We start from the raw sequence: 20,829 nt of genomic DNA on the forward strand, positions 1-20,829 counted from the left end.
TTGGTGTCCAACCCTAGCGATCTTCGCCAAAGCGGCTGGCCACCAAAGCCTCAAGCGCGCGCGCAAGATCGCTGGCCTGCGTGCCACTTGTCCGAACCTCAATAGAGGTTCCGCGCGAGGCTGCCAACATCAAAAGACCCATGATCGAGTCGCCCGAAACGGTCATCCCGTCCTTCGTCACCTCGGCCATGGCGTCATGAGCCTCAACCACCTCGACGAACTTGGCCGAGGCGCGGGCGTGCAGCCCCTTTTCGTTCACGATTTTCAGGATCTGCCCAGTCATGCGGCGTCGCCCCCTCCCAGATCGAGGCTGTTGATATATTTGCGGCCCGCATCCATGGCCACCGCCACCGCCTCGGCCACCGGCAGGTCGCGCGACTTGGCCAGCTTGATTAGCATTGGCAGGTTGGCACCGTATAGAATCCGCCGTCCCGCCCCCGCACAGGCCATCAACGACAGGTTTGAAGGTGAGCCGCCGAACATGTCGGTCACCAGAACCACGCCGCTGCCTGCATCCACCTCATCGGTGGCGCGACAGATCTCGGCCTGTTTCTGGGCACGATCATGGTCATCCTCAATCGTGATCGCCCGGATCGCCGATTGCGGCCCGACGACATGCTCAATCGCGGCGAGATATTCCCGCGCCAGCCCACCATGTGCGACGATCACGATGCCGATCACGCGCCGATTACCCCGATTTTCCGGCCGAGGCGTCAGCCGCCCGGCGTTCCAGTTCCCGATGACGTTTTGACACCGCCCAGCCCGCTTCCGCAAGGACCTTGCTTAGTTTTTCTGCAACTGCAACCGATCGATGCTGCCCGCCTGTGCAACCAAAACCAATCGACAAATGCGCTTTTCCTTCAGCCAGATGGGCTGGCAACAACATCAACAAGAGCCCCGTGACACGATCCATAAACTCGAGAAATCGGGGGTCATTGCCGACATGGCTGGCGACTTCGAGATCGCGCCCATCCTTTTGCCGCAAAGCGGGGTCCCAATAGGGATTTCGTAAGAAGCGACAGTCGAACACCATGTCCAACCCCCGTGGCAGGCCACGCTTGTAGCTGAAGGATTGCACCGACACCGCCATGAGCGCCGTCGCCCCTTTGCGGAACCAGCCATGGATCTCGGCCTTCAGATCATGCGGCGACATTTCGGTGGTGTCGATCAGATGATCGGCGCGCACCCGGATGGGCTGCAGAAGGTCAATCTCACGCGTAATCCCGTCGGCCGGGGTTTCATCTAAGGCCAGTGGATGGCGTCGCTTGGTCTGGCTGTAGCGGTTGATCAGCGTGTCCGGCGCGCAATCTAGATACAAAAGCTCCAACCCCACCCGCGGATCGCGCGTCAGCGTGTCGACCAACTCGATCAGGGCCGTCGCGTTGAAGTCGCGGTTGCGCACGTCAATGCCAAGGGCGATGGGATGGTCCAGCGTCGGGCCGTCAATCAGATGAGGCACCAAAGACAAGGGCAGGTTGTCGATCACCTCATAACCGATGTCTTCCAGCGCATTGATCGCCGTGGAACGCCCTGCCCCAGAAGGGCCGGTGACCAGAACCAGCCGGTGTTCCGGCTGCGCTGCGTCGGTCTCTTTCGTCACAGGCCAACTTCCTTTCAGGCGCGCCGTCCATGAGCCAGATAGCACATAAGCGAAGCTGGAAGATGGGATGCCTCATGGGAATAGGCAAGGGCACAGGTGATGCCACAAAGCGTGATCTTGCGTTCGGGCGGCAGGCGTTCGGTCTCGCGGTGTGCCAGATCGATCACCAGTGCCACCTCGGCCTGTGGCACAGCGGACGCGTTGAGCAATCCCACAAAGCGCGCCTCGATCAAGCCCGAAAGCGCCTTAGGGGCGCGGGCAAGCAACCGGCCGTCCTGCGCCCAGACCAACGTCTGGTCATCGCTCACCAGACCGGCACCAAGCGCCATCATTTGCAAGGCGAGCGCCGACTTGCCAGCCCCTGACGGACCAAGGATCAGCAATCCCCGGCCATCAATGGCCACGCAACTGGCGTGCAAAAGAAGGTCAGGCACGACGGGGCCGGTCACACCGGCAGACCCACCACAAAACGAGCCCCGAGCGGTTCGGACGTCGGGTCGGCATTCGTGGGGCGAATGTTCTCGGCCCAGATCACCCCGCCATGGGCCTCGACAATTTGCTTCGAGATCGACAGGCCAAGGCCCGAATTGTTGCCGAAATGGGTGGCAGGCCGATCGGAATAGAACCGCTTGAACACCTTATTCAGCGCCTGATCGGGGATGCCAGGGCCGGTATCTTCAACAACGATCAGCACCCGGTTCTCACGCCGCCGCGTCCAGACCCGCACCGCGTCGCCATCATCACAAAACGAGATGGCATTGCTGATAAGATTGACGAACACCTGCGCCAGACGCCCTTCGAGCCCACGGATGGCAATCGGTTCCGCCGGGAAGTCGGTGATGAACTCCACCCCTTTTTCCGAAGCCTGCTGGCCGAGGAAATCGCACAGGTTGGTCAAGGTTGTGACAAGATTGAACTCTTCTTCCTCTTCCTTGACCAACTCACTGTCCAGCCGCGAGGCGTTGGAAATGTCACTCACCAAACGGTCAAGGCGGCGAACGTCATGATCGATCACATCCAGCAGCTTTTCGCGATGTTCTTCTTTCTTGACCATCCGCAAGGAGCCGACGGCCGAGCGCAACGATGCGAGCGGGTTCTTGATCTCGTGGCTGACATCGGCCGCAAACTGTTCGTTGGCGTCAATCCGGTCATACAGGGCGGCCACCATCCCTCGCATTGCAACAGACAGGCGACCAATCTCATCCGGCCGGGCGGCCAAATCGGGAATGCGGATGCGGCCGGGGGTCATCTTGCGTGCATCGCGGTCACGACCCAGCTCGGCAGCAGCGGCAAGATCTGACAACGGATTGGCAATAGTTGACGCCAGCACAAGGCTCAGGCCGATGGACACCAAAAGCGCGATCACGAACATCTGCAGGATCTGCTCACGCTCATAGCGCACCAAAAGGTCTATCTCGCCTTCGGCCGAAGCCAAAGCGACAACGCCCAAAACCGTTGTGCCTTGCACAACGGGCGTTGCGACCGAGAAGATCACCCCACCCTCTGAGCCCTTGCCAGTCACCGCAGTGGTGTCACCGGAAAGCGCCGGCACAAACAGACCACGCGCAAGCGATGCGCCCGTGTCAGGCTGATTCTGACCTTGGTCGCCGCCGATGACAGCGGATACCCCGCTCCAGATTGTATTGAGAAGGTCAGTGATGACGGTCGAGCGCGGTTGGTCCGGCGCGATGCCAGGGCGCTCTTGGCCAACCGTCTGGGCCACAAGTGCGCCACTTGGGTCAAACAAGAACACCTCAAGACCCGGACCAACAGAAACCCCACCCAAACTGCGCGGCAGGTTGCCCTCAGCCGTTTGAAGCGCGCTGACCACATTGGCGACCAACTGCGCCTCAGTCACCAAGGCGCGTTCGCGCTGGACGACCAGACTGTCGCGGAACGGGTTCAGGAACAGCACCCCTGCCACCAAAACGGTCAAGGCCAAGAGGTTAAAAACAATGATCTTGCGCGCCAAGGGCGACCGGTTGAGCGAAATCAGGCCACGCCGGGCGCGCCCCTCGCTGATGGTGGGGTCAACGCCAGCTTCGGGCGATTCCCAGTCTTCGCCAAGAAGAAGGTCTCCCTCCTTCACCGGCTTTGAACTGCGGATATCAATCTTACCGGCCACCGTCATCTTGCGGGGTCATTCTTCGTTATAGCGGTAACCGATGCCATACAGCGTCTCGATCGCCGAGAATTCCTCATCGACAGAGCGCATCTTCTTGCGCAAGCGCTTGATGTGGCTGTCGATCGTGCGATCATCGACATAGACCTGATCGTCATAGGCGACATCCATCAACTGATCGCGCGACTTCACAAAGCCGGGCCTCTGGGCCAAGGCCTGCAAGAGCATGAATTCGGTTACGGTCAAGGACACATCCTTGCCCTTCCAAGCCACGGAATGGCGCAACGGGTCCATCCGCAGATGGCCGCGTTCAATGATCTTGGTCTCTTCGCTGACCGCAACCTCGCCTGTGGCAATGGCGTCTTGACGACGCAAGAGCGAGCGGATCCGTTCAACCAGCAACCGCTGGCTAAAGGGTTTCTTCACATAATCATCTGCGCCCATCCGCAAACCTAAGACCTCATCGATCTCATCGTCTTTGGAGGTGAGGAAGATCACCGGCATGGTCGTTTTCTGCCGCAATCTTTGCAGCAGATCCATCCCGTCCATCCGGGGCATCTTTATATCCAGCACCGCCATGTCTGGCATGCGCCGGTTGAATGCGTCGAGGGCCGATTGGCCATCATTGTAGGTTTCAACTTCGAAACCTTCAGCCTCAAGAGTCATTGAAACCGACGTCAGGATGTTCCTGTCGTCGTCCACGAGGGCGATCCTTGCCATGGTTTGGGCTTCCCTATTCTGCTCGGCTTGCCTGATTTTTGCCACACAATCCCGTTTCCGCGCTCCGGAATCAACCAATATGTGCGAATCATCCCGCACATGGCCTCAATTCAACGTCGAAAAATGCCAAGGAATGACTAATTTGCCGCAGTTGTTTCCGATGGTGTCTATTGGTAGCCCTAATCCTGCGGTGGTTGCGCTAGCTGTGCGATTGCGTCCTATTCCCACCTAAATCAGAATGTTATCGGGCGGCCATGGGCGCGAATGCCCCATGGAACAGAGGCGGCCCATGGCCCGCGGGCGCCCAATCTCAGACCACCCCGCCTTACCGGTGGGAATAGGGCCTTGCAGGATGACAAATGGACGTATGAACCCCAAGGCAAGGCTTGAGGGGCAAAGCGTCATGGGACTGGGCAGCGTCGATTACAACTATATCGAGCTTGCTTTGGTCGAGACCACCATCGCACGCGGCGAAGGTCGTCTGGGCAAGGGAGGTGCCTTCCTGCGCACCACTGGCCAGTTCACTGGCCGTTCGCCGAAAGACAAATTCGTGGTCCGCACGCCTTCGGTCGAAAACACCATCTGGTGGGAAAACAACGCACCGATGTCGCCTGATGCCTTCGATCACCTGCATGCCGACATGCTGGCGCATATGAAGGGCCGCAACTATTTCGTGCAGGATCTCTTTGGTGGGGCGGATCCCGCATATCGGCTAAATGAGCGCGTGGTGACATAACTGGCATGGCATGGCCTGTTCATCCGCCACATGCTGCGCCTCCCCGAGCGCGCCGAGCTTGACAGCTTTACGCCCGAATGGACGATCATCAACTGCACGACCTTCAAGGCCGACCCGACCCGCCATGGCTGCCGCACAGAAACCGTGATCGCGCTGAACTTTGACAAAAAGCTGATTTTGATCGGCAACACAGCGTATGTGGGCGGGAACAAGAAGTCGGTCTTTACGCTCTTGAACTACCTGCTGCCCGAAAAGGGCGTGATGCCGATGCACTGCTCGGCCAACCATGCGCCGAGCAACGTGGATGAAACGGCGGTGTTCTTTGGCCTGTCCAGCACCGGCAAGACCACCCTTTCCACAGCTCCAGATCGCAGGCTGATTGGTGATGATGAACATGGCTGGTCGGATCGCGGCACCTTCAACTTTGAGGGCGGCTGCTATGCCAAGACTATCAACCTGTCAGCCGAGGCCGAGATCTATGCCACCACCCATGAATTCGCGACCGTGTTGGAAAACATGGTCAACGACCCCGAGACGCTGGAGCCGGACTTTGCCGACGCATCGCTGACGGAAAACACCCGCTGCGCCTATCCACTTGACTATATCTCGAACGCCTCGGCGACGGGTCTGGGCGGGATGCCGAAGAATGTCATTATGATTACCTGCGATGCCTATGGCGTGCTGCCACCCATCGCGCGGCTGACACCGGCACAGGCAATGTATTACTTTCTGTCCGGTTTCACCTCAAAAACCCCCGGTACCGAACGGGGTGTGGTCGAACCCACCCCACCTTCTCAACCTGCTTTGGCGCGCCTTTCATGCCGCGCAGGCCGGAAGTTTACGGCAAGCTGTTGCAGGAGAAGGTTGCAAAGACCGGGGCCGCTTGCTGGCTGGTCAACACCGGCTGGTCGGGGGGGGGGCGTTTGGCGCCGTACGGCGCATGCCGATCAGGGCCACCCGCGCACTCTTGTCGGCGGCTTTGGATGGCTCGCTGAACAAGGTGAAGTTCCGCGAGGATCCGAATTATGGCTTTGAAGTGCCCATCGAAGTGCCGGACGTTGACGCCACCCTTTTGGACCTACGCGCCACTTGGGCCGACAAGGCCGCCTGTGACGCGCAGGCGGCCAAGCTGGTCAAGATGTTCTCCGAGAACTTTGGCCAATATCTGCCCCATATCGATGCTGATGTGAAAGCCACCGCCATCGGCTAAACACCTGCTCTTCGAGCACATCGTGCACGCCTCGCGGATCGCCCGAAGGGTGCATGATGCACTTGAGGAGGGTTTCTAGCCTCAAAAGGCCCGCCAGATCAGATTGAGCCCGGTTAGCACCAACAGCGCTTGGGTCCAGCGACTAAACCGCACCTGATCCAGCCTGTCTTGTAATCTTTGACCCAGAAGCTGTCCCACCATGGCTGGCAACACCAGCGCGGTTGAGAACCACAGGTTCGGCCCCGCCATTACCCCGGTTTGCAGATGCGCGCCAAGCAAGACCACCGCGCCAAGGAAAAACACCACTCCCTGAACCCGCACGGTTTCCACCTTATCGGCGCCGATCGACAAGAGATACACAATCAACGGCGGCCCCCAGACCCCTGACACCCCGCCATATAGCCCGCCAATCGCCCCCATCGCCCATTCAGCCCGGTTGCGATGCTGAAGCTTCAGCGCCAACTTGCGCCCGGAAAGTTGCGCCAAGGCAAAGGCGGTGATCGGCACACCCAAAAGCATCAGGAATAGCCCTTGCGGAATAACTCGCACGAATTGGGCCGAGACGACAATCAACACCAGCGTTGCAATCAGAAAACGGTGATACTTTGTGACGCTTTCCCGCGCCGCGCCCATTCCCTGCCGGGTGGCTTGGCTGATATTGGTCACCAAGGTCGGCAGGATGAGCCCGGCCAGTGCCTGTTCCGGTGCCAAAAAGGCCGAGAAGCTGGAAATCATGATCAAGGGCATGGCAAAGCCCACCGCACCTTTGACAAAGCCCGCGAACAGGGTGATCGCCACGGCAGCCCAAAAGGCCGCAGGCCCAAGACCAAAAATCCCAAAATCCATTGCGCGCCCCGCTGTTTGGCAAAGCCATAGCGCGATGCAGGGGCTGCTGCACGGTGAAAAACGGCTGCGACATTTTAGATCGGAACACCACCCCCTTGACGAAAGGATGTTGCGCTGCAGATGCAAAGCTTCTAACCGTTTCGCAATCGCAGAATCTGAAGGTACGCCATGGCCCTTGATGCCCGCACCCCCGCCCTTCTTGACGACATCCTGTCCTTGACCGGATCCGCCCTTCCTGAAGTGGAAGCGCTCTTCACCGAGGCGCGCGAAAAGCTGCGTGGTCTGGTGACGGTGAATGGCAAGATTTCAAGTGCGGCACTCGAGGAACATCAGTTCGCCGCCCATGCCTTGGCTTGGCTGGCCACTTACACCGAAGCCTTGCGCCAAACGCAGGCTTGGGGTTTGCGCCTGAAGGAACAGGGCAGCTTTGGTGACATGGAGGCCCTTATCGTTCAGATCGCCTTTGGCGAATATCTAACCCAAATCCGTGGCGGCATCCCAATGTCGCAAGGCGAGATGGCTCGGCCGTCTGATTTGGGTATTTCCATGCCCGCACCTGGCGCTGCTGCGTCACGGCTGATCGCGATGGGCAACACCCATTCAGCAAGGGCCGAGCTGGTGTGTTTGATGCGCGACAATCAAGGCCGTGCGACCTTTGGCGCCTCAGGTCTGGGTGAAGAACTGGAAATGATCCGCGACCAGTTCCGCCGCTATGCCGAGGAAAAGGTTATCCCCTTTGCCCATGGCTGGCACCTGAAGGACGAATTGATCCCGATGCAGATCATCGAAGAACTCGCCGAAATGGGCGTGTTCGGCCTGACCATTCCGGAAGAATTCGGCGGCTTTGGCCTGTCAAAAGCATCAATGGTCGTGGTGTCAGAAGAGCTTTCGCGCGGCTATATCGGCGTCGGGTCGCTGGCCACCCGCACCGAGATTGCCGCCGAGTTGATCCTTTGCGGTGGCACGGCCGAGCAAAAGGCCAAATGGCTTCCGCGTCTGGCCAGCGGTGAGACGCTGCCGACGGCCGTGTTCACCGAGCCGAACACCGGGTCGGATCTGGGGTCCTTGCGCACCCGCGCCGTGCGGACCGAGGAGGGCTGGGAAGTCACCGGTAACAAGACATGGATCACCCATGCCGCGCGCACGCATGTGATGACCCTTTTGGCCCGCACCAACCCCGACACCACAGACTATCGCGGCCTGTCGATGTTTCTGGCCGAAAAGACCCCCGGCACCGACGAGGCCCCCTTCCCGACCCCCGGCATGACCGGCGGCGAGATCGAGGTTCTGGGTTATCGGGGCATGAAAGAATACGAGTTGGCTTTTGACGGGTTCAAGGTCTCGGCAGATAATCTTCTTGGCGGCGTTGAAGGCCAAGGCTTCAAGCAACTGATGCAGACCTTTGAATCCGCCCGCATCCAGACCGGCGCGCGCGCCATTGGCGTGGCACAATCGGCGCTGGAAATCGGCATGAAGTATGCCGAGGACCGCAAACAGTTTGGCAAATCGCTGGTTGAATTCCCACGGATCGTTTCGAAGCTCGCCATGATGGCGGTGGAAATCATGGTCGCCCGGCAGCTGACCTATTTCAGCGCTTGGCAAAAAGACAACGACAAGCGCTGCGATCTTGAGGCTGGCATGGCCAAGCTTCTGGGCGCCCGCGTGGCGTGGTCCAGTGCCGACAATGCCCTGCAGATCCATGGCGGCAACGGCTTTGCGTTGGAATACCAGATCAGCCGCATCCTGTGCGATGCCCGCATCCTGAACATCTTTGAAGGAGCCGCCGAGATTCAGGCGCAGGTGATCGCGCGCCGCTTGCTCGACTAAGCTTGATTGAGCTGGATTTGGGGGCAGAGACGGCTATCTAAGCCTCTCTGCCCTTTCTCATTTGGACTTTTGCAATGCCCCAAACCGTCTTTCTGACCGGCATTTCCGGTTTCATCGCCAAACATGTCGCGGCCAAGCTTCTGGCGGCAGGTCATACGGTCCGCGGATCGGTGCGCCGGCTGGACCGCGCAGATGAAGTGCGGGCTGCCCTTGCCCCGGTGGTGGGGCCAGAGGCGCTAGAGCGGCTGTCCTTCGTCGTGCTGGATCTTGAGGCGGATGCAGGCTGGCAAGACGCCATGCACGGGGTAAGCGCGCTGATCCACACCGCCTCGCCCTTTCCAGTGGCCCAGCCGAAAGACCCGCAGGTGCTGATCCGCCCCGCCGTTGAGGGCACCTTGCGGGCGCTTCGGGCGGCCAAGGCGGCAGGAGTTTCGCGGGTGGTGCTGACGTCCTCAACCGTGGCGGTGAGCGATACGTCCAAATCCGGGCTACAGGATGAGGCCGATTGGTGCGACCCGAACGCGGCTGACACCTCGGCCTATGGCCAGTCAAAGACCTTGGCCGAACAGGCCGCGTGGGAGTTCGCCGCGGCCAACGGGCTTCGCCTCACCACGATTAACCCCGGCTTTGTGATGGGCCCGCCGCTGGACCGCCATTACGGCAGTTCGATCGGGGTGATTGCCCGCATCCTGCGCGGCAAGGATCCGATGGTGCCGATGCTGGATTTCCCGGTGGTCGATGTGCGCGATGTCGCCGAAATGCACCTGCGCGCGCTGGAACGCCCCGCGGTGGCTGGCATGCGCATTCTGGCCGTGGCGGGCAATATGACCATGGCCGCCATGGCGACCGAGCTAAAGCGCGCCTACCCAAAGCGCCGGATCGCCACCCGCATCGCCCCAAAGGTGGTGCTGCGGCTTTTAGCGCTGTTTGACCCACAGATCAAAGCCATCCTGCCCGCCGTGGGCAAGTCGCACCCCATGTCAAACGCCCGCGCGCGTGAGGTTTTGGACATGCGCTTTATCTCGCCCGAAGGGGCCTTGCGCGCCAGCGCCGAGTGGCTTTTGCAAAAGGGCGAAGTCTAGGCCCCGCCGCGCGACGGGCGCTGCGTCCCAAGACGCGGGTGCAGGTTCAGCGCCAGCCACCATGACAGCGCAAAGGCCATGCCGCTGGCAGCAAAAATGCCCGAAAGCGGCAAGACCAACAGGACCAAATAGGCCGCACCTGGGGTCAGAATGCCCGAGACATCCCGGAAGCTGGAATACACCGCCGCCATCTCGGCCCGCTCCGACGGCTTTACCGACATCAGGAAGGGCAAGCCCCCCACAACGTCCAGCATCACAAGCCCAAACGAGGCAAGGAACAACAAGCCCAGCGCCAACCAAGGCATGGGCGATACCACGGTGGCCAAGATGAAGAGACCCGCACAATAAGCCATCGTCCAAAGCAAGGTCCGCCGCACCGAAAGCCGCCGCACAATCCCCGCCATCATCGGCGACAACAAAAGCGTCGCGTTGCTGATCGACAGCATGACGCCACCCAGCTTGTCGCCCAGCCCGCTTTCAATGCAAAAGACCGGCACATACACCACATAAACCCACCAGCCACAGCTGCGGAACACCGCAAACAGCCAACCAATGATGAGACGTGGCTGCCGGAAGAACCGTCCCAGATAGGCCAAGGGATTAACCGCCGGCCCCTTGGCCCGGGTGATCTGCTTGCCATTGCCCAGCCGCAGATACCAAAACACCGCCAGCAAGATCACGGCAAAGCCGCCTGCCACCAGAAACGGCAGCGGGTCCCAGATGCTGCGCAGCCAAACCCCGGTCAGCGGCCCGACGGCCCAAGGCACAGCGGCATAAACCATCTGCTGGCCTTGGGTCTTGCCAAGATCGGCCCGCGCGACATAGTCCAGCACATAGGCGTTCAGACAGACAAAGGTTGTCACCGTCGCCATGCCTGAAATCAAGATCGCGGCCTGAACCGACATTGGCGTGCCCATGATGAACAAAGCCATCGCGACGAGATACAGCGCACATCCCGTCGAATAGACCCAGCGGCGCGGAAGCATCTGGGTGATGCGGGGCACCAAAAGGCCCCAAAATAGCGTGATGATCCCCGCCGCAAGGTACACCGTCGACAGATCACTCGCCGAGCCAAAGGCATCATAAACCGCGATCGGCACCGTCGAAATCAACGTGCCACGCACCGCCGCCTCAAGCCCGGACAACACAGCAAAATCGGTAATCTTCGGCGTGGCCGAATGTTTCAGATGCAGGGGAATATATCGTAACGCCATAATCCGACCCTAATGGCTCCAACATAGGCATCTGCCACGCAGGCGACACAAGACGAGTCTGTTGGCGACCTTGGCGACGCCTGTTCAGGCCTTGTCGTTCAACATGTCGATCAATCGCATCCGCGCGGCGGGTAAGGCTTGACCGAACAGCACAGGCTCCAGCCCCTTCAACAGAAAATGCCCCGTCAGCGCAAAGCCTTGCCCCAACTCCTGCGGGCTGGCCGGCCCCTGACCCATCACCACCGACGGCAAAGGCAACAACCGCGCCGCCCACTCTCCCGCCCCCGCCACACTCACCGCGCGGCCGGTTCTCGGGCTGACATAGGCCAAGCCTTCGCGGCTGCCGGTCACCGCACAACGACCAAGGTCCAGCCCAAAGCCTAATTCATCCAACAGCGCGACCTCCCAACGCAGATACTGCGCAGGCCAATCGCCACCTTGCTCAATGTCAGCCAAGAGTGCCATCGTGCCGCGCCAAAGTGCGGGATGCGGCGCCCGTTCCGGCAAACAAACATGAATCATGGCGCAGATCGCGTTCAACCCGGCCAAGGACAGCCGATCCGCCATCAGCGCCGCCCGCGATTGCACCGGCTCCACGGCGAAAACGCCCATATGTTCAGAAAGCCGGGCCTGCCATTGTACGGCAACCTGACTGCCGGGCTGCAACACAGCCGCCATCCGGCGCGAAGCGCCCCCGCGCACCACGCCCGCATGACGGCCATGGGCCGCCGTGAACACCTCGATGATCGCAGCCGTTTCGCCATGCGCGCGCACAGCAATGACACAGCCTTCGTCCCGCCATTCCATGACTTGACTATCGACACGCCCGGGCAGGCTTGGCAAGCATCAGTCGCTGGCAAAGCCCTCTTCGCCAAGGAGCGCCAACCCCGACGGATCTTCGACATCAATCACCCAAAGATCAGGGTCGCGGCCACGTTCGCGCTGCAAAAGGGCGTCCACTTCGCGCTCATCACCCTCAGCCAACACGCGCCACAGGCGCGCCCCGCTGGCCAGATCAAAGCCGCGCACCATGGCCTTGCCGCGCCCGCCCGGCAGAACGACCTTGACCACCACTGCCCCAGCCGTCGCATCGCCCTTGGCCACCACATAGGCCGCCATCCCGGCCATCCGCAACCGTGCGAGATACGCCGCCACCCAGACCCCGGTTGCCAGACGCGCACTCATAATTTCATCTTGGCCAAAATACTCCCGCCGGAGGCTTCAACAGCCCCGCAAAAGCAACAGCTCAAGACACTCTCAAGCATCGCCGTCCTTGAACTCAAGCCCCATCTCGGAATAGCGCTCGGCCTCTTCCTGCCAGTTTTCCCGCACCTTGACCTGCAGGAAGAGATGCACCTTGCGATCCAAAAAGGACGAGATTTCAGCCCGCGCTGCCGTGCCGATGGATTTGATGGTCTCACCACCATTGCCCAGCACAATCCCCTTATGCCCATCGCGCGAGACATAGATGATCTGGTCGATCCGGGTTGATCCGTCGGGCTTGTCTTCCCATTTTTCGGTCTCAACGGTCAGCTGATAGGGCAGTTCTTCGTGCAGGCGAAGGGTCAGCTTTTCGCGCGTCATCTCGGCGGCGATCATCCGCATCGGCAGATCGGCAATCTGATCCTCGGGATAGAACCATGGGCCCGCAGGCACCTCGGCGGCGAGCCACTCGCGCAGATCATCGACCCCATACCCGCGCTCGGCCGAGATCATGAAGGTCTTGGCGAAGGGGAAGGCCTCATTCATCTTTTGGGTCAGCGCCAGCAGCACCTCAGCCTTCACCCGGTCAATCTTGTTGATCGCCAAGGCAACCGGCTTGCCGCGCGGCATCTCGTCCCGCAGACGGTCAATGATCGCCTGCGCCCCCTCAGTCAAACCGCGATGCGCTTCGATCAACAGGACCACAATGTCAGCGTCCGACGCACCGCCCCAAGCTGCCTTGACCATCGAGCGGTCCAAACGGCGGCGCGGGCGGAAAATGCCGGGCGTGTCCACGAACACGATCTGACTTTGCGCTTCAATCGCGATCCCCCGAATTCGAGCGCGGGTCGTTTGCACCTTATGGGTGACGATCGAGACCTTGGCCCCCACCATTCGGTTCAAAAGCGTCGATTTCCCCGCATTCGGTTCGCCGATCAGGGCGACGAATCCGGCGCGTGTTCCAAGGTTCGTCTCAGTCATTCAATTGCTCCATCCGGGCCAAAAGCGCCCGGGCTGCGGCCTGTTCGGCGGCGCGTTTCGTGCTGGCGCGGGCGGTTTCCACCTCGCCATTGTCAAGCTTTACCTCGACGGTGAATTGTGGGGCGTGATCGGGGCCATCACGACCAAGCTCTGTGTAACTGGGCACCTTCATCGCGCGGGCCTGCGCCCACTCCTGAAGGCTGGTCTTGGGATCGCGCGCATCGGTCTCGACCATGCCAACCCGCTGGCCCCAGAGCCGCAGGACCAAGACCTTGGCCGCCTCGAACCCGGAATCCAAATAGACAGCGGCAATCACTGCCTCCAAAGCATCCCCCAGAAGCGCATCCTTCCGCCGTCCGCCTGACAGCATTTCAGAGCGGCCAAGCTTCAGCACATCGCCCAGACCAATCTCGCGCGCCACATCGGCACAGGTTTCCTTGCGCACCAGCGCATTAAAGCGCGGCGCCAATTGCCCCTCGCTCGCCTTGCCATCAGCAGACAAAAGCGCCTCGGACATCACAAGGCCCAACACCCGGTCGCCCAGAAACTCCAGCCGCTGGTTGTCGGGCCGCGTCGGCGAGGAGATTGAGGAATGCGTGACAGCCCGCACCAAAAGCGAAGGCTGGCGAAACTGGTGCCCGATGCGGCCCTGAAAGGCCAAAAGATCCGCCGAAAGCCTCATTTCACCGACCTGAAGATGCGATCGTTGCGCCAAGCCCATACCGCCCAAGGCGAGCTGCCCGCTGACGAGAAGATCACCCGTGTCACACGTCCTATCACATTTTCAAGCGGGACAAAGCCCAGCCCTCCGGCAGCTTGGGCAAAGCGACTGTCAGCGGAATCGTCGCGATTATCGCCCAGCAGAAACATCTGACCCTCTGGCACGGTGAAGGGCCCAATATCATCGGCAAAGCCTCCATCCTCGATGTTCGCGACCCGATAGCTCCGCCCCTCGGGCAGGGTTTCAGACCGCAGATCCGTCTCGCAGATCGCGCCAACGCCAACCACCGTATTGGAACAGCGCGGCAAGCTGCCCAGCGGGCCTTGGGTCCCATAGATCTCTTGCAAAACGCCAGCATCCTCTTGCGGCAAGGTCTGGCCGTTCAAGACAAGCTGACCGCCCTGCATAGCCACGACATCTCCTGCAAGGCCGATCAACCGATGGATATGCGCCTCACCGCTGACAGGGTGGCGAAACACCACGAGATCTCCGCGCACCAAAGCAGCGGCCCCAAGATGGCGAACAGCAAGATAGTCCCCAGCGCTAAGCGTAGGCTTCATCGACACGGCCGGCGCCCAGTATGGGGCCCATGTCAGACGGCTCGCCGAAAGCAGGGTCAACAGCACAAGGCCCAGTGACCCAGCGAGTTGCAAGCCGGCCAAACCCCCATTGAAGGGCCTGTCAGCGCGCAGAAACAACACCATAAGCGAGGCAAGAAGGCCAAGGACGGGCACACACAAGGCCAAGGCCCAGACGCCGCTGCGCCCCGCATCATGCAACCGACGCACAGCAGTGGCCCACCACCAAACATAAACAAAGCCGACTAGCGGCACGACAAACCGGCTGTAGTTAGGCGCTAGCCGTTCGACCAGCATCGCCACAGCAATAGCGACCAGCAGCACAGCGAAAACCCGCAAGGCTTGCTTGCGGGTTGCCGTTCCATGCAAATCGAAAAGCGCCGTCAGAAGGGGCATGCCTATTCGATGGCCTCGTAGTAGCGGTCGCTCCGCCACGTCCAGAAATACAGCATCCGGCTGCCTGCAGATGAGAACATCACCCGATCGGCTCGGCCAATCAGGAACTCTTCCGCGACAAAGCCCACGCCACCCGCAGACTGCGGATAGCGGCTGTCGGTGGAATTGTCGCGGTTGTCACCCATGAAGAAGTAATGCTTCTCGGGCACGGTAAAGATGTCAGAATTGTCCGGAAGCCCGGTGGCATCCCCAATGTTCAAGATCGTATGGGTCACGCCATTGGGCAGCGTTTCGCGGAAGCGCGGCTTTTCACAAATCTCGCCCATCGAGGGGGCATTGGCGCAGCCGGGGCGGTTGGCCATCGGGCCTTGCGGCTCGAAGATTTCTTCAAACACCCCATCAGCCACCTGCGGAGCCGCAGCACCATTGATGTAAAGCACACCCTGCTTAATCTGGATCTGATCGCCCGGCAGACCGATCAGCCGCTTGATCATGTCAGACCCGTTGACCGGATGGCGGAACACCACCACATCGCCACGTTCGGGATCTGATCCCAGAACGCGCCCTGAGATTGGGCAGATGCCAAAGGGGCAGGAATAGCGCGAATAGCCGTAGGCCATCTTGTTGACGAAGATAAAGTCGCCGATCAGCAGCGTCGACTTCATCGACTCGGACGGGATCCAGAAAGGCTGAAAGAACAGTGAGCGGAAGGCACCCGCGATCAACAGCGCCCAGACCACGGTCTTGATGGTCTCGCCAATTCCGCCTTCGGATTTTGCCATCTTGGTCGCCTTCTTTCGTAGGGTTCGCCGTGCATCCTCGGCGCTACATGCGCGCGGGGGGACGGGGAGTCAAGTTGCAGGGGCGAAGCCCGGCAATGGGCGCGGTTATCCGCGCCGCGGCCGCGCCATGTCCATCCGGCGGCGCATTTCCTCGATGGCCGGGCCAAGACCCATGAACACCGCCTCGCCGATCAGGAAATGCCCGATGTTCAGCTCGCGCAGCTCGGGGATGGCTGCAATCGGGGCAACATTTTCATAAGTCAGCCCGTGCCCAGCATGCACTTCAAGGCCCAGCGCATGGGCCAGTGCAGCCCCCTTGCACAGGGCTGCCAACTCAGCCTCGGCCTCATCATGGCGGCCTTCGGCATGCAGGTCGGAGTAGTGGCCGGTGTGGAGTTCGACCACCGCCGCCCCGATGCGGGCCGAGGCTTCGATCTGGCGCGGATCATGACCGATGAACATCGACACACGGCAACCCGCATCACGCAGGGGCGCGATATAGCGGGCCAGCCGGGCTTCATCACCCGCGACATCCAAACCGCCCTCGGTCGTGCGCTCCTCGCGCCGCTCGGGCACAAGGCAAACCGCATGGGGCTTGAGCCGCAGCGCAATGGCGGCCATCTCATCGGTGGCGGCGCATTCGAAATTCAATGGAATACCGATGCCTGCCATCAGCGCCTCCATATCGGCGTCGCGGATATGGCGGCGATCTTCGCGCAGATGCGCGGTGATGCCATCGGCCCCGGCAGCTTCGGCCAAAAGCGCGGCACGCAGCGGATCGGGCCAAGCCGATCCACGCGCATTACGCACAGTGGCCACATGGTCGATATTCACACCCAGCCGCAGCTTTTCCAAAGCCCGCTTCCTTTCTTGGTCAGATCTTGGGGTCGCCCGAATCTTTGCGGTCGCCCCGTGTGTCTAGCTTGTCGCCGTCGCGGTGCGGGCGCAAGCGCGCCGCCGCCTCGGCAATGGTCGCCTTCAGCCGGGACCGCTTTTCTTTGCGATCATCCGCCTTTGCTGCGCGGGCCTTTTGATACGCCTCGACCAGCGGGATGGTGATGTAATAGCCAATCAGGCTTAAAATGATGCCCGGCCCCAAAGCTCCAATGAAGTAGGGCCAGTAGATTTCATGCCAAAACTGATAAAGCCCATCCCAGCGGGTGACATCGGCGGTGAATATGGCGGTGAAGTTGAACCAAAGGTCCACCGCGGCCTGCTCGGTTGCGCCTGAGATGTATTCCCACGACAAGGGCTTTTCTATGCCCAGCATCCAGTGGCCCAGCGTCATGGCCAGAACGGCAAAGAAAGGCGTGGTGATTGGGTTGGTGTTGAACGTGGCCAGCAGCGCGGCCAAAAGGTTGCCGTTGATCGCCCGGCTGGCTGCCCATGCAGCAAGGAACTGCAAGCCGGGCAAGGGCAGGAAACCCACCAAAGACCCAGCAAACACCCCGCGCGCCACCTTGTGAGGTTGGTCTGGTAGGCGGGTCATGCGGTGGATGACATAACGGGTCGCGCGGCGAAAACCGCTGCGCGGATAGATCTGCTCACGCAGCCATGCGCCCCAACTCATGGGATCTCGGCGCTTGAAAACCAACCCGTTTCCTTCCTTGCGGGCCAATACCCGCATTTGCCCAGCTTAGGGCTTTCGCGTCACATCCCGATGACGGGCAACCTGTGCCACATCCGTCTCGGCTTCAAGCGCGGTCATGACCATGTGCAAATGTTCAACGTCGCGCAAGTCAACGTCAACGATCACTCGGTAAAAATCTGGTTTGCGTTCTGTGAACCGCAGATCCGAGATATTGGCCTTCTGTTCGCCGATCAAGGTACAGACGCGGCCCAAGACCCCGGCATCGTTCGAGATCGTGATTTCAAGGCTGACCGCGTTCACCGCCTTGTGACGACCTGCATGCCAGTGAAGATCAACCCAACGAGACGGTTGTTCTTCGAATTCTTCGAGCGCCGGGCAGTCGATGGCATGGATAACAACCCCCTGCCCGCGATAGGCGATGCCAACGATCCGTTCCCCCGGCAGGGGTTGGCAGCATTGGGCGCGGCGGAAGGTTTGGCTGTCGTCCAGCCCGACAACCGGGCGGGCGGTCTCAACCTCTTCGGTCGCAGACTTGGATAGCTCAGGATAAAGCGTTTCGACCACCTTACGCGCCGTCAACTCGGCCGAACCGAGCCGGGCCAGAAGCTCTACCTCATCCGGTACGCCCAGCATTTTGGCTGCCGTACGCAGCGCCTTGTCGGTGGCCTTCTTGCCGACATGCTCAAACGCCGCCCGTGCCAGCTCTTGACCCAGACGCACAAAGCGCCCCCGGTCCTCTTCGCGCAAAGACCGACGGATCGCGGCCTTGGCGCGCCCGGTGGTGACAATGTCAATCCAACTGGCCTGCGGTCGCTGGCCCTCGGCCGTAATGATTTCCACCGACTGGCCGTTCTTCAGCCGCGTCCACAAAGGCACGCGGATGCCGTCAACCTTGGCCGACACGCAAGAGTTCCCGATGCGCGTATGGATCGAATAGGCATAATCCAAAGGGGTCGCCCCGCGCGGCAGCTGCACGACATCGCCCTTGGGCGTAAAGCAGAACACCTGATCGGAATACATCTCAAGCTTCACATGCTCGAGAAACTCGTCGTGGTCCTCTTCGTCCAGACGCTCGGTCAGGCTGGCGATCCACTTGGCAGGATCAACGGCAAAGGGGTTCTTGGCACGCACGCCTTCGCGGTAAGACCAGTGCGCGGCAACGCCAGCCTCGGCCACCTCATGCATCTCACGCGTGCGGATCTGCACCTCAACTCGTTTGCCGTCGCGGCCAGACACCGTGGTGTGGATCGACCGATAGCCGTTGTTCTTGGGCTGGCTGATGTAATCCTTGAACCGCCCCGGTACGGCGCGCCAGCGCTGGTGGATGACGCCAAGGATCCGATAGCAGTCAGCCATAGAATCGCAAATCACTCGAAAGCCGTAGATGTCGGACAGGCGCGAAAAGGCCAAATCCTTCTCTTGCATCTTGCGCCAGATAGAATAGGGCTTTTTCGCCCGACCATAGACCGAAGCTTCAATCTGCACTTTTTCAAGTTCAGAGCGGATGTCGGCGGTGATCTTGTGAACCACATCGCCCGCTTCTTTCTGCAAGGTCAGAAACCGGCGGATGATCGAGTTGCGCGCCTCGGGGTTCAGAACCTTGAAGGACAGATCCTCCAACTCCTCGCGCATCCATTGCATCCCCATGCGACCAGCCAAGGGCGCATAGATCTCCATGGTTTCGCGGGCCTTTTGCACCTGCTTTTCCGGCTTCATGCTGCGAATGGTGCGCATGTTGTGGAGCCGGTCAGCCAGCTTGACCAAAATCACCCGCAGGTCTTTCGACATCGCCATGAACAGCTTGCGAAAGTTCTCAGCCTGCTGCGATTCGGTCGAGGAGAGCTGCAGGTTGGTCAGCTTGGTCACGCCATCGACCAACTCGGCCACTTCGGTGCCAAAGAGCCGCTCCACCTCAGAATAGGTGGATTTGGTGTCCTCGATCGTGTCGTGCAACAAGGCCGTGACGATGGTGGCATCGTCGAGTTGCTGTTCGGTCAGAATGGCCGCAACGGCAACGGGGTGGGTAAAGTAAGGCTCACCCGATTTTCGAAACTGCCCCTCATGCATCTGAATGCCGTAGGCATAAGCACGGCGGATCAGATCAGCGTTGGAACGGGGGTTGTAGTTTCGGACAAGGGCGATGAGGTCTTCAACGTCGATCATCACCGCCCCGCCCGGCCTTGCGGCCTTGAGTCACGCTCAGTTTTCGCCCTGGGCTTCCATCAGCATGCGCAGCATCCGCTCTTCCGACATGTCGTCGGCCATCGGGCGATCAATCTCGCCCGACATCAAAAGCGCCATCTGGTCTTCTTCCGGCTCGTCCACCTCGATCTGGGTCTGGTGCGACTCGATCATCCGCTCGCGCAGCGAACCGGCAAGCTGGGTTTCTTCTGCAATCTCGCGCAGAGCAACAACGGGGTTTTTGTCGTTGTCGCGGTCCACAGTGGTGACAGACCCAGACTGAATTTCGCGCGCCCGATGGGCGGCCAGCATCACCAGTTCAAACCGGTTGGGAACCTTGTCAACGCAATCTTCGACCGTCACGCGGGCCATGGGATGCTCCAGGGGCTTGGGAAAATGGAAGCGCCTATTTAGGCGCGAACCGGGGGCTTGACAAGCCTATAATCAAAAGGATGCAGCGGGGTTCAGGCGGACGACCTCGGCGCGGGCACTGGCAGGCAAAGCGGCCAGCATTTCGGCCACGCTCAGCCCCAAAACCGGGTGGCGCCAGTCGGCAGCCACATCTGCAAGGGGCACCAGCACAAAAGCCCTGTCTTGCAGGCGCGGATGTGGCAAAATCAAGCGGTCCGGCGCAACTCGCGCCTGATCTTCGGACGGCAGGGTGCGCCATCTGCCTTGCTCGGCCAGATCGGGCAGCACCGCATCGCCCATGGCCAAAAGATCAATGTCCAGCGTGCGGGCACCCCAACGGGTGATGCGCTGGCGGCCAAAGCGGGCCTCAATCTGGTGCAAGGTCTGCAAGGCCTGATCCGCCGCAACCGGACGTGGCACAGTCACCAGCGCTGCGGCGTTCACATAATCGGGGCCCGCGCCAACCGGAAAACACGGCGTCCTATACAGCGCACTCAACCGCAGCGCGCCACCGAATTCGAGCGCGATCTGGCGCGCGGCTTCGGGCACAAGCTGATCTGGCGTCCATCGCTCGAACGGTTGATTGGCCCCCAGCGCGACCAAGAGTTGGGTTCCCGCACTATCCACC

The 20,829-nt window shown here is 60.6% G+C and carries 21 protein-coding genes and 1 pseudogene; 3 read left to right on the top strand and 19 right to left on the bottom strand.

Translation table 11 applies throughout. From position 1 onward, the window contains the following. Positions 1 to 13: 13 nt before the first annotated feature. Genes AC72UB_RS10295 through AC72UB_RS10320 form a run of 6 tightly spaced genes read right to left on the bottom strand, consistent with a single transcriptional unit; the run spans position 14 to position 4,442 of the window. Complete coding sequence (locus AC72UB_RS10295) at positions 14 to 283, bottom strand: HPr family phosphocarrier protein (protein ID WP_505189697.1); 270 nt, start codon at positions 281 to 283, stop codon at positions 14 to 16. Continuing rightward, positions 280 to 681, bottom strand: a complete 402-nt coding sequence (locus AC72UB_RS10300; RefSeq protein ID WP_463288732.1) for a PTS sugar transporter subunit IIA — start codon at positions 679 to 681, stop codon at positions 280 to 282. Before AC72UB_RS10300 ends, AC72UB_RS10295 begins: the two co-directional genes overlap by 4 nt. A gap of 7 nt (positions 682 to 688) precedes the next feature. Then, a complete protein-coding gene (gene rapZ, locus AC72UB_RS10305) occupies positions 689 to 1,600 on the bottom strand; it encodes an RNase adapter RapZ (RefSeq protein WP_505189698.1) in 912 nt (303 codons plus the stop codon). A 14-nt stretch (positions 1,601 to 1,614) separates the two neighbouring features. Next, on the bottom strand, positions 1,615 to 2,049 hold the full coding sequence (locus AC72UB_RS10310) for an HPr kinase/phosphorylase (protein WP_505189699.1): 435 nt from the start codon (positions 2,047 to 2,049) through the stop codon (positions 1,615 to 1,617). Further along, a complete protein-coding gene (locus AC72UB_RS10315; protein ID WP_505189700.1) occupies positions 2,046 to 3,731 on the bottom strand; it encodes a sensor N-terminal transmembrane domain-containing protein in 1,686 nt (561 codons plus the stop codon). The genes AC72UB_RS10310 and AC72UB_RS10315 overlap by 4 nt, the downstream gene beginning before the upstream one ends. A gap of 9 nt (positions 3,732 to 3,740) precedes the next feature. After that, entirely contained in the window at positions 3,741 to 4,442 is a 702-nt protein-coding gene (locus AC72UB_RS10320; protein ID WP_463288736.1) for a response regulator transcription factor, read from the bottom strand. A 352-nt stretch (positions 4,443 to 4,794) separates the two neighbouring features. Between AC72UB_RS10320 and AC72UB_RS10325 the strand changes: the two are divergent. Further along, positions 4,795 to 6,388: pseudogene (locus AC72UB_RS10325) on the top strand (phosphoenolpyruvate carboxykinase). Between the two features lie 81 nt (positions 6,389 to 6,469). Here AC72UB_RS10325 and AC72UB_RS10330 read toward each other — a convergent pair. Then, the gene (locus AC72UB_RS10330) at positions 6,470 to 7,234 is read right to left on the bottom strand and encodes a sulfite exporter TauE/SafE family protein (protein ID WP_505189701.1); all 765 of its coding nucleotides are present in this window, start codon (positions 7,232 to 7,234) and stop codon (positions 6,470 to 6,472) included. Between the two features lie 168 nt (positions 7,235 to 7,402). Here AC72UB_RS10330 and AC72UB_RS10335 point away from each other — a divergent pair, with 168 nt between their 5' ends. Then, a complete protein-coding gene (locus AC72UB_RS10335) occupies positions 7,403 to 9,061 on the top strand; it encodes an acyl-CoA dehydrogenase family protein (protein ID WP_505189702.1) in 1,659 nt (552 codons plus the stop codon). A gap of 74 nt (positions 9,062 to 9,135) precedes the next feature. Further along, positions 9,136 to 10,143 (top strand): NAD-dependent epimerase/dehydratase family protein, encoded by a 1,008-nt coding sequence (locus tag AC72UB_RS10340; RefSeq protein ID WP_505189703.1) that lies wholly within the window; start codon positions 9,136 to 9,138, stop codon positions 10,141 to 10,143. Here the strand turns inward: AC72UB_RS10340 and AC72UB_RS10345 are convergent. From AC72UB_RS10345 to folK, 12 genes are all read right to left on the bottom strand, one after another. Continuing rightward, on the bottom strand, positions 10,140 to 11,357 hold the full coding sequence (locus tag AC72UB_RS10345; RefSeq protein WP_463288741.1) for an MFS transporter: 1,218 nt from the start codon (positions 11,355 to 11,357) through the stop codon (positions 10,140 to 10,142). The genes AC72UB_RS10340 and AC72UB_RS10345 overlap by 4 nt on opposite strands. Before the next feature lie 84 nt (positions 11,358 to 11,441). Beyond that, entirely contained in the window at positions 11,442 to 12,164 is a 723-nt protein-coding gene (gene recO, locus AC72UB_RS10350) for a DNA repair protein RecO (RefSeq protein WP_505189704.1), read from the bottom strand. Positions 12,165 to 12,203: 39 nt separating this feature from the next. Beyond that, entirely contained in the window at positions 12,204 to 12,542 is a 339-nt protein-coding gene (locus tag AC72UB_RS10355) for a DUF1491 family protein (protein WP_505189705.1), read from the bottom strand. Between the two features lie 72 nt (positions 12,543 to 12,614). Beyond that, entirely contained in the window at positions 12,615 to 13,541 is a 927-nt protein-coding gene (gene era, locus AC72UB_RS10360) for a GTPase Era (protein ID WP_463288744.1), read from the bottom strand. Next, positions 13,534 to 14,223 (bottom strand): ribonuclease III, encoded by a 690-nt coding sequence (rnc, locus tag AC72UB_RS10365; RefSeq protein ID WP_505189706.1) that lies wholly within the window; start codon positions 14,221 to 14,223, stop codon positions 13,534 to 13,536. Before rnc ends, era begins: the two co-directional genes overlap by 8 nt. Beyond that, positions 14,220 to 15,236 (bottom strand): signal peptidase I, encoded by a 1,017-nt coding sequence (lepB, locus tag AC72UB_RS10370; RefSeq protein ID WP_505189707.1) that lies wholly within the window; start codon positions 15,234 to 15,236, stop codon positions 14,220 to 14,222. The genes rnc and lepB (AC72UB_RS10370) overlap by 4 nt, the downstream gene beginning before the upstream one ends. A 2-nt stretch (positions 15,237 to 15,238) precedes the next feature. After that, a complete protein-coding gene (gene lepB, locus AC72UB_RS10375; protein WP_505189708.1) occupies positions 15,239 to 16,018 on the bottom strand; it encodes a signal peptidase I in 780 nt (259 codons plus the stop codon). Between the two features lie 105 nt (positions 16,019 to 16,123). Beyond that, entirely contained in the window at positions 16,124 to 16,873 is a 750-nt protein-coding gene (locus tag AC72UB_RS10380) for a pyridoxine 5'-phosphate synthase (RefSeq protein ID WP_505189709.1), read from the bottom strand. Positions 16,874 to 16,892: 19 nt separating this feature from the next. Beyond that, positions 16,893 to 17,588: a DUF2062 domain-containing protein gene (locus tag AC72UB_RS10385; protein ID WP_463288749.1), complete on the bottom strand. Its 696-nt coding sequence runs from the start codon at positions 17,586 to 17,588 to the stop codon at positions 16,893 to 16,895. Positions 17,589 to 17,654: 66 nt separating this feature from the next. Then, positions 17,655 to 19,772 carry a RelA/SpoT family protein gene (locus tag AC72UB_RS10390; RefSeq protein WP_505189710.1) on the bottom strand — a complete coding sequence of 706 codons (2,118 nt, stop codon included), beginning with the start codon at positions 19,770 to 19,772 and terminating at the stop codon, positions 17,655 to 17,657. A gap of 36 nt (positions 19,773 to 19,808) precedes the next feature. Next, positions 19,809 to 20,162, bottom strand: a complete 354-nt coding sequence (rpoZ, locus tag AC72UB_RS10395) for a DNA-directed RNA polymerase subunit omega (protein ID WP_505189711.1) — start codon at positions 20,160 to 20,162, stop codon at positions 19,809 to 19,811. A gap of 72 nt (positions 20,163 to 20,234) precedes the next feature. Beyond that, positions 20,235 to 20,828 (bottom strand): 2-amino-4-hydroxy-6-hydroxymethyldihydropteridine diphosphokinase, encoded by a 594-nt coding sequence (folK, locus tag AC72UB_RS10400; protein ID WP_505189712.1) that lies wholly within the window; start codon positions 20,826 to 20,828, stop codon positions 20,235 to 20,237. Position 20,829: the final 1 nt, after the last annotated feature.

Source organism: Allotabrizicola aquatica (SeqCode), assembly GCF_965194375.1.
GTDB classification, from domain to species: Bacteria; Pseudomonadota; Alphaproteobacteria; order Rhodobacterales; family Rhodobacteraceae; genus Tabrizicola_A; species Tabrizicola_A aquatica.

What these genes read in the sequence shown, in the direction of transcription:
- rpoZ (WP_505189711.1), bottom strand. Translation starts at nt 20,162, where the DNA reads ATGGCCCGCGTGACGGTCGAAGATTGCGTTGACAAGGTTCCCAACCGG.
- AC72UB_RS10315 (WP_505189700.1), bottom strand. Translation starts at nt 3,731, where the DNA reads ATGACGGTGGCCGGTAAGATTGATATCCGCAGTTCAAAGCCGGTGAAG.
- AC72UB_RS10340 (WP_505189703.1), top strand. Translation starts at nt 9,136, where the DNA reads ATGCCCCAAACCGTCTTTCTGACCGGCATTTCCGGTTTCATCGCCAAA.
- lepB (WP_505189707.1), bottom strand. Translation starts at nt 15,236, where the DNA reads ATGCCCCTTCTGACGGCGCTTTTCGATTTGCATGGAACGGCAACCCGC.
- AC72UB_RS10320 (WP_463288736.1), bottom strand. Translation starts at nt 4,442, where the DNA reads ATGGCAAGGATCGCCCTCGTGGACGACGACAGGAACATCCTGACGTCG.
- AC72UB_RS10335 (WP_505189702.1), top strand. Translation starts at nt 7,403, where the DNA reads ATGGCCCTTGATGCCCGCACCCCCGCCCTTCTTGACGACATCCTGTCC.
- AC72UB_RS10385 (WP_463288749.1), bottom strand. Translation starts at nt 17,588, where the DNA reads ATGAGTTGGGGCGCATGGCTGCGTGAGCAGATCTATCCGCGCAGCGGT.
- era (WP_463288744.1), bottom strand. Translation starts at nt 13,541, where the DNA reads ATGACTGAGACGAACCTTGGAACACGCGCCGGATTCGTCGCCCTGATC.
- AC72UB_RS10355 (WP_505189705.1), bottom strand. Translation starts at nt 12,542, where the DNA reads ATGAGTGCGCGTCTGGCAACCGGGGTCTGGGTGGCGGCGTATCTCGCA.
- AC72UB_RS10345 (WP_463288741.1), bottom strand. Translation starts at nt 11,357, where the DNA reads ATGGCGTTACGATATATTCCCCTGCATCTGAAACATTCGGCCACGCCG.
- AC72UB_RS10330 (WP_505189701.1), bottom strand. Translation starts at nt 7,234, where the DNA reads ATGGATTTTGGGATTTTTGGTCTTGGGCCTGCGGCCTTTTGGGCTGCC.
- AC72UB_RS10390 (WP_505189710.1), bottom strand. Translation starts at nt 19,772, where the DNA reads ATGATCGACGTTGAAGACCTCATCGCCCTTGTCCGAAACTACAACCCC.
- recO (WP_505189704.1), bottom strand. Translation starts at nt 12,164, where the DNA reads ATGGAATGGCGGGACGAAGGCTGTGTCATTGCTGTGCGCGCGCATGGC.
- rnc (WP_505189706.1), bottom strand. Translation starts at nt 14,223, where the DNA reads ATGAGGCTTTCGGCGGATCTTTTGGCCTTTCAGGGCCGCATCGGGCAC.
- lepB (WP_505189708.1), bottom strand. Translation starts at nt 16,018, where the DNA reads ATGGCAAAATCCGAAGGCGGAATTGGCGAGACCATCAAGACCGTGGTC.
- AC72UB_RS10295 (WP_505189697.1), bottom strand. Translation starts at nt 283, where the DNA reads ATGACTGGGCAGATCCTGAAAATCGTGAACGAAAAGGGGCTGCACGCC.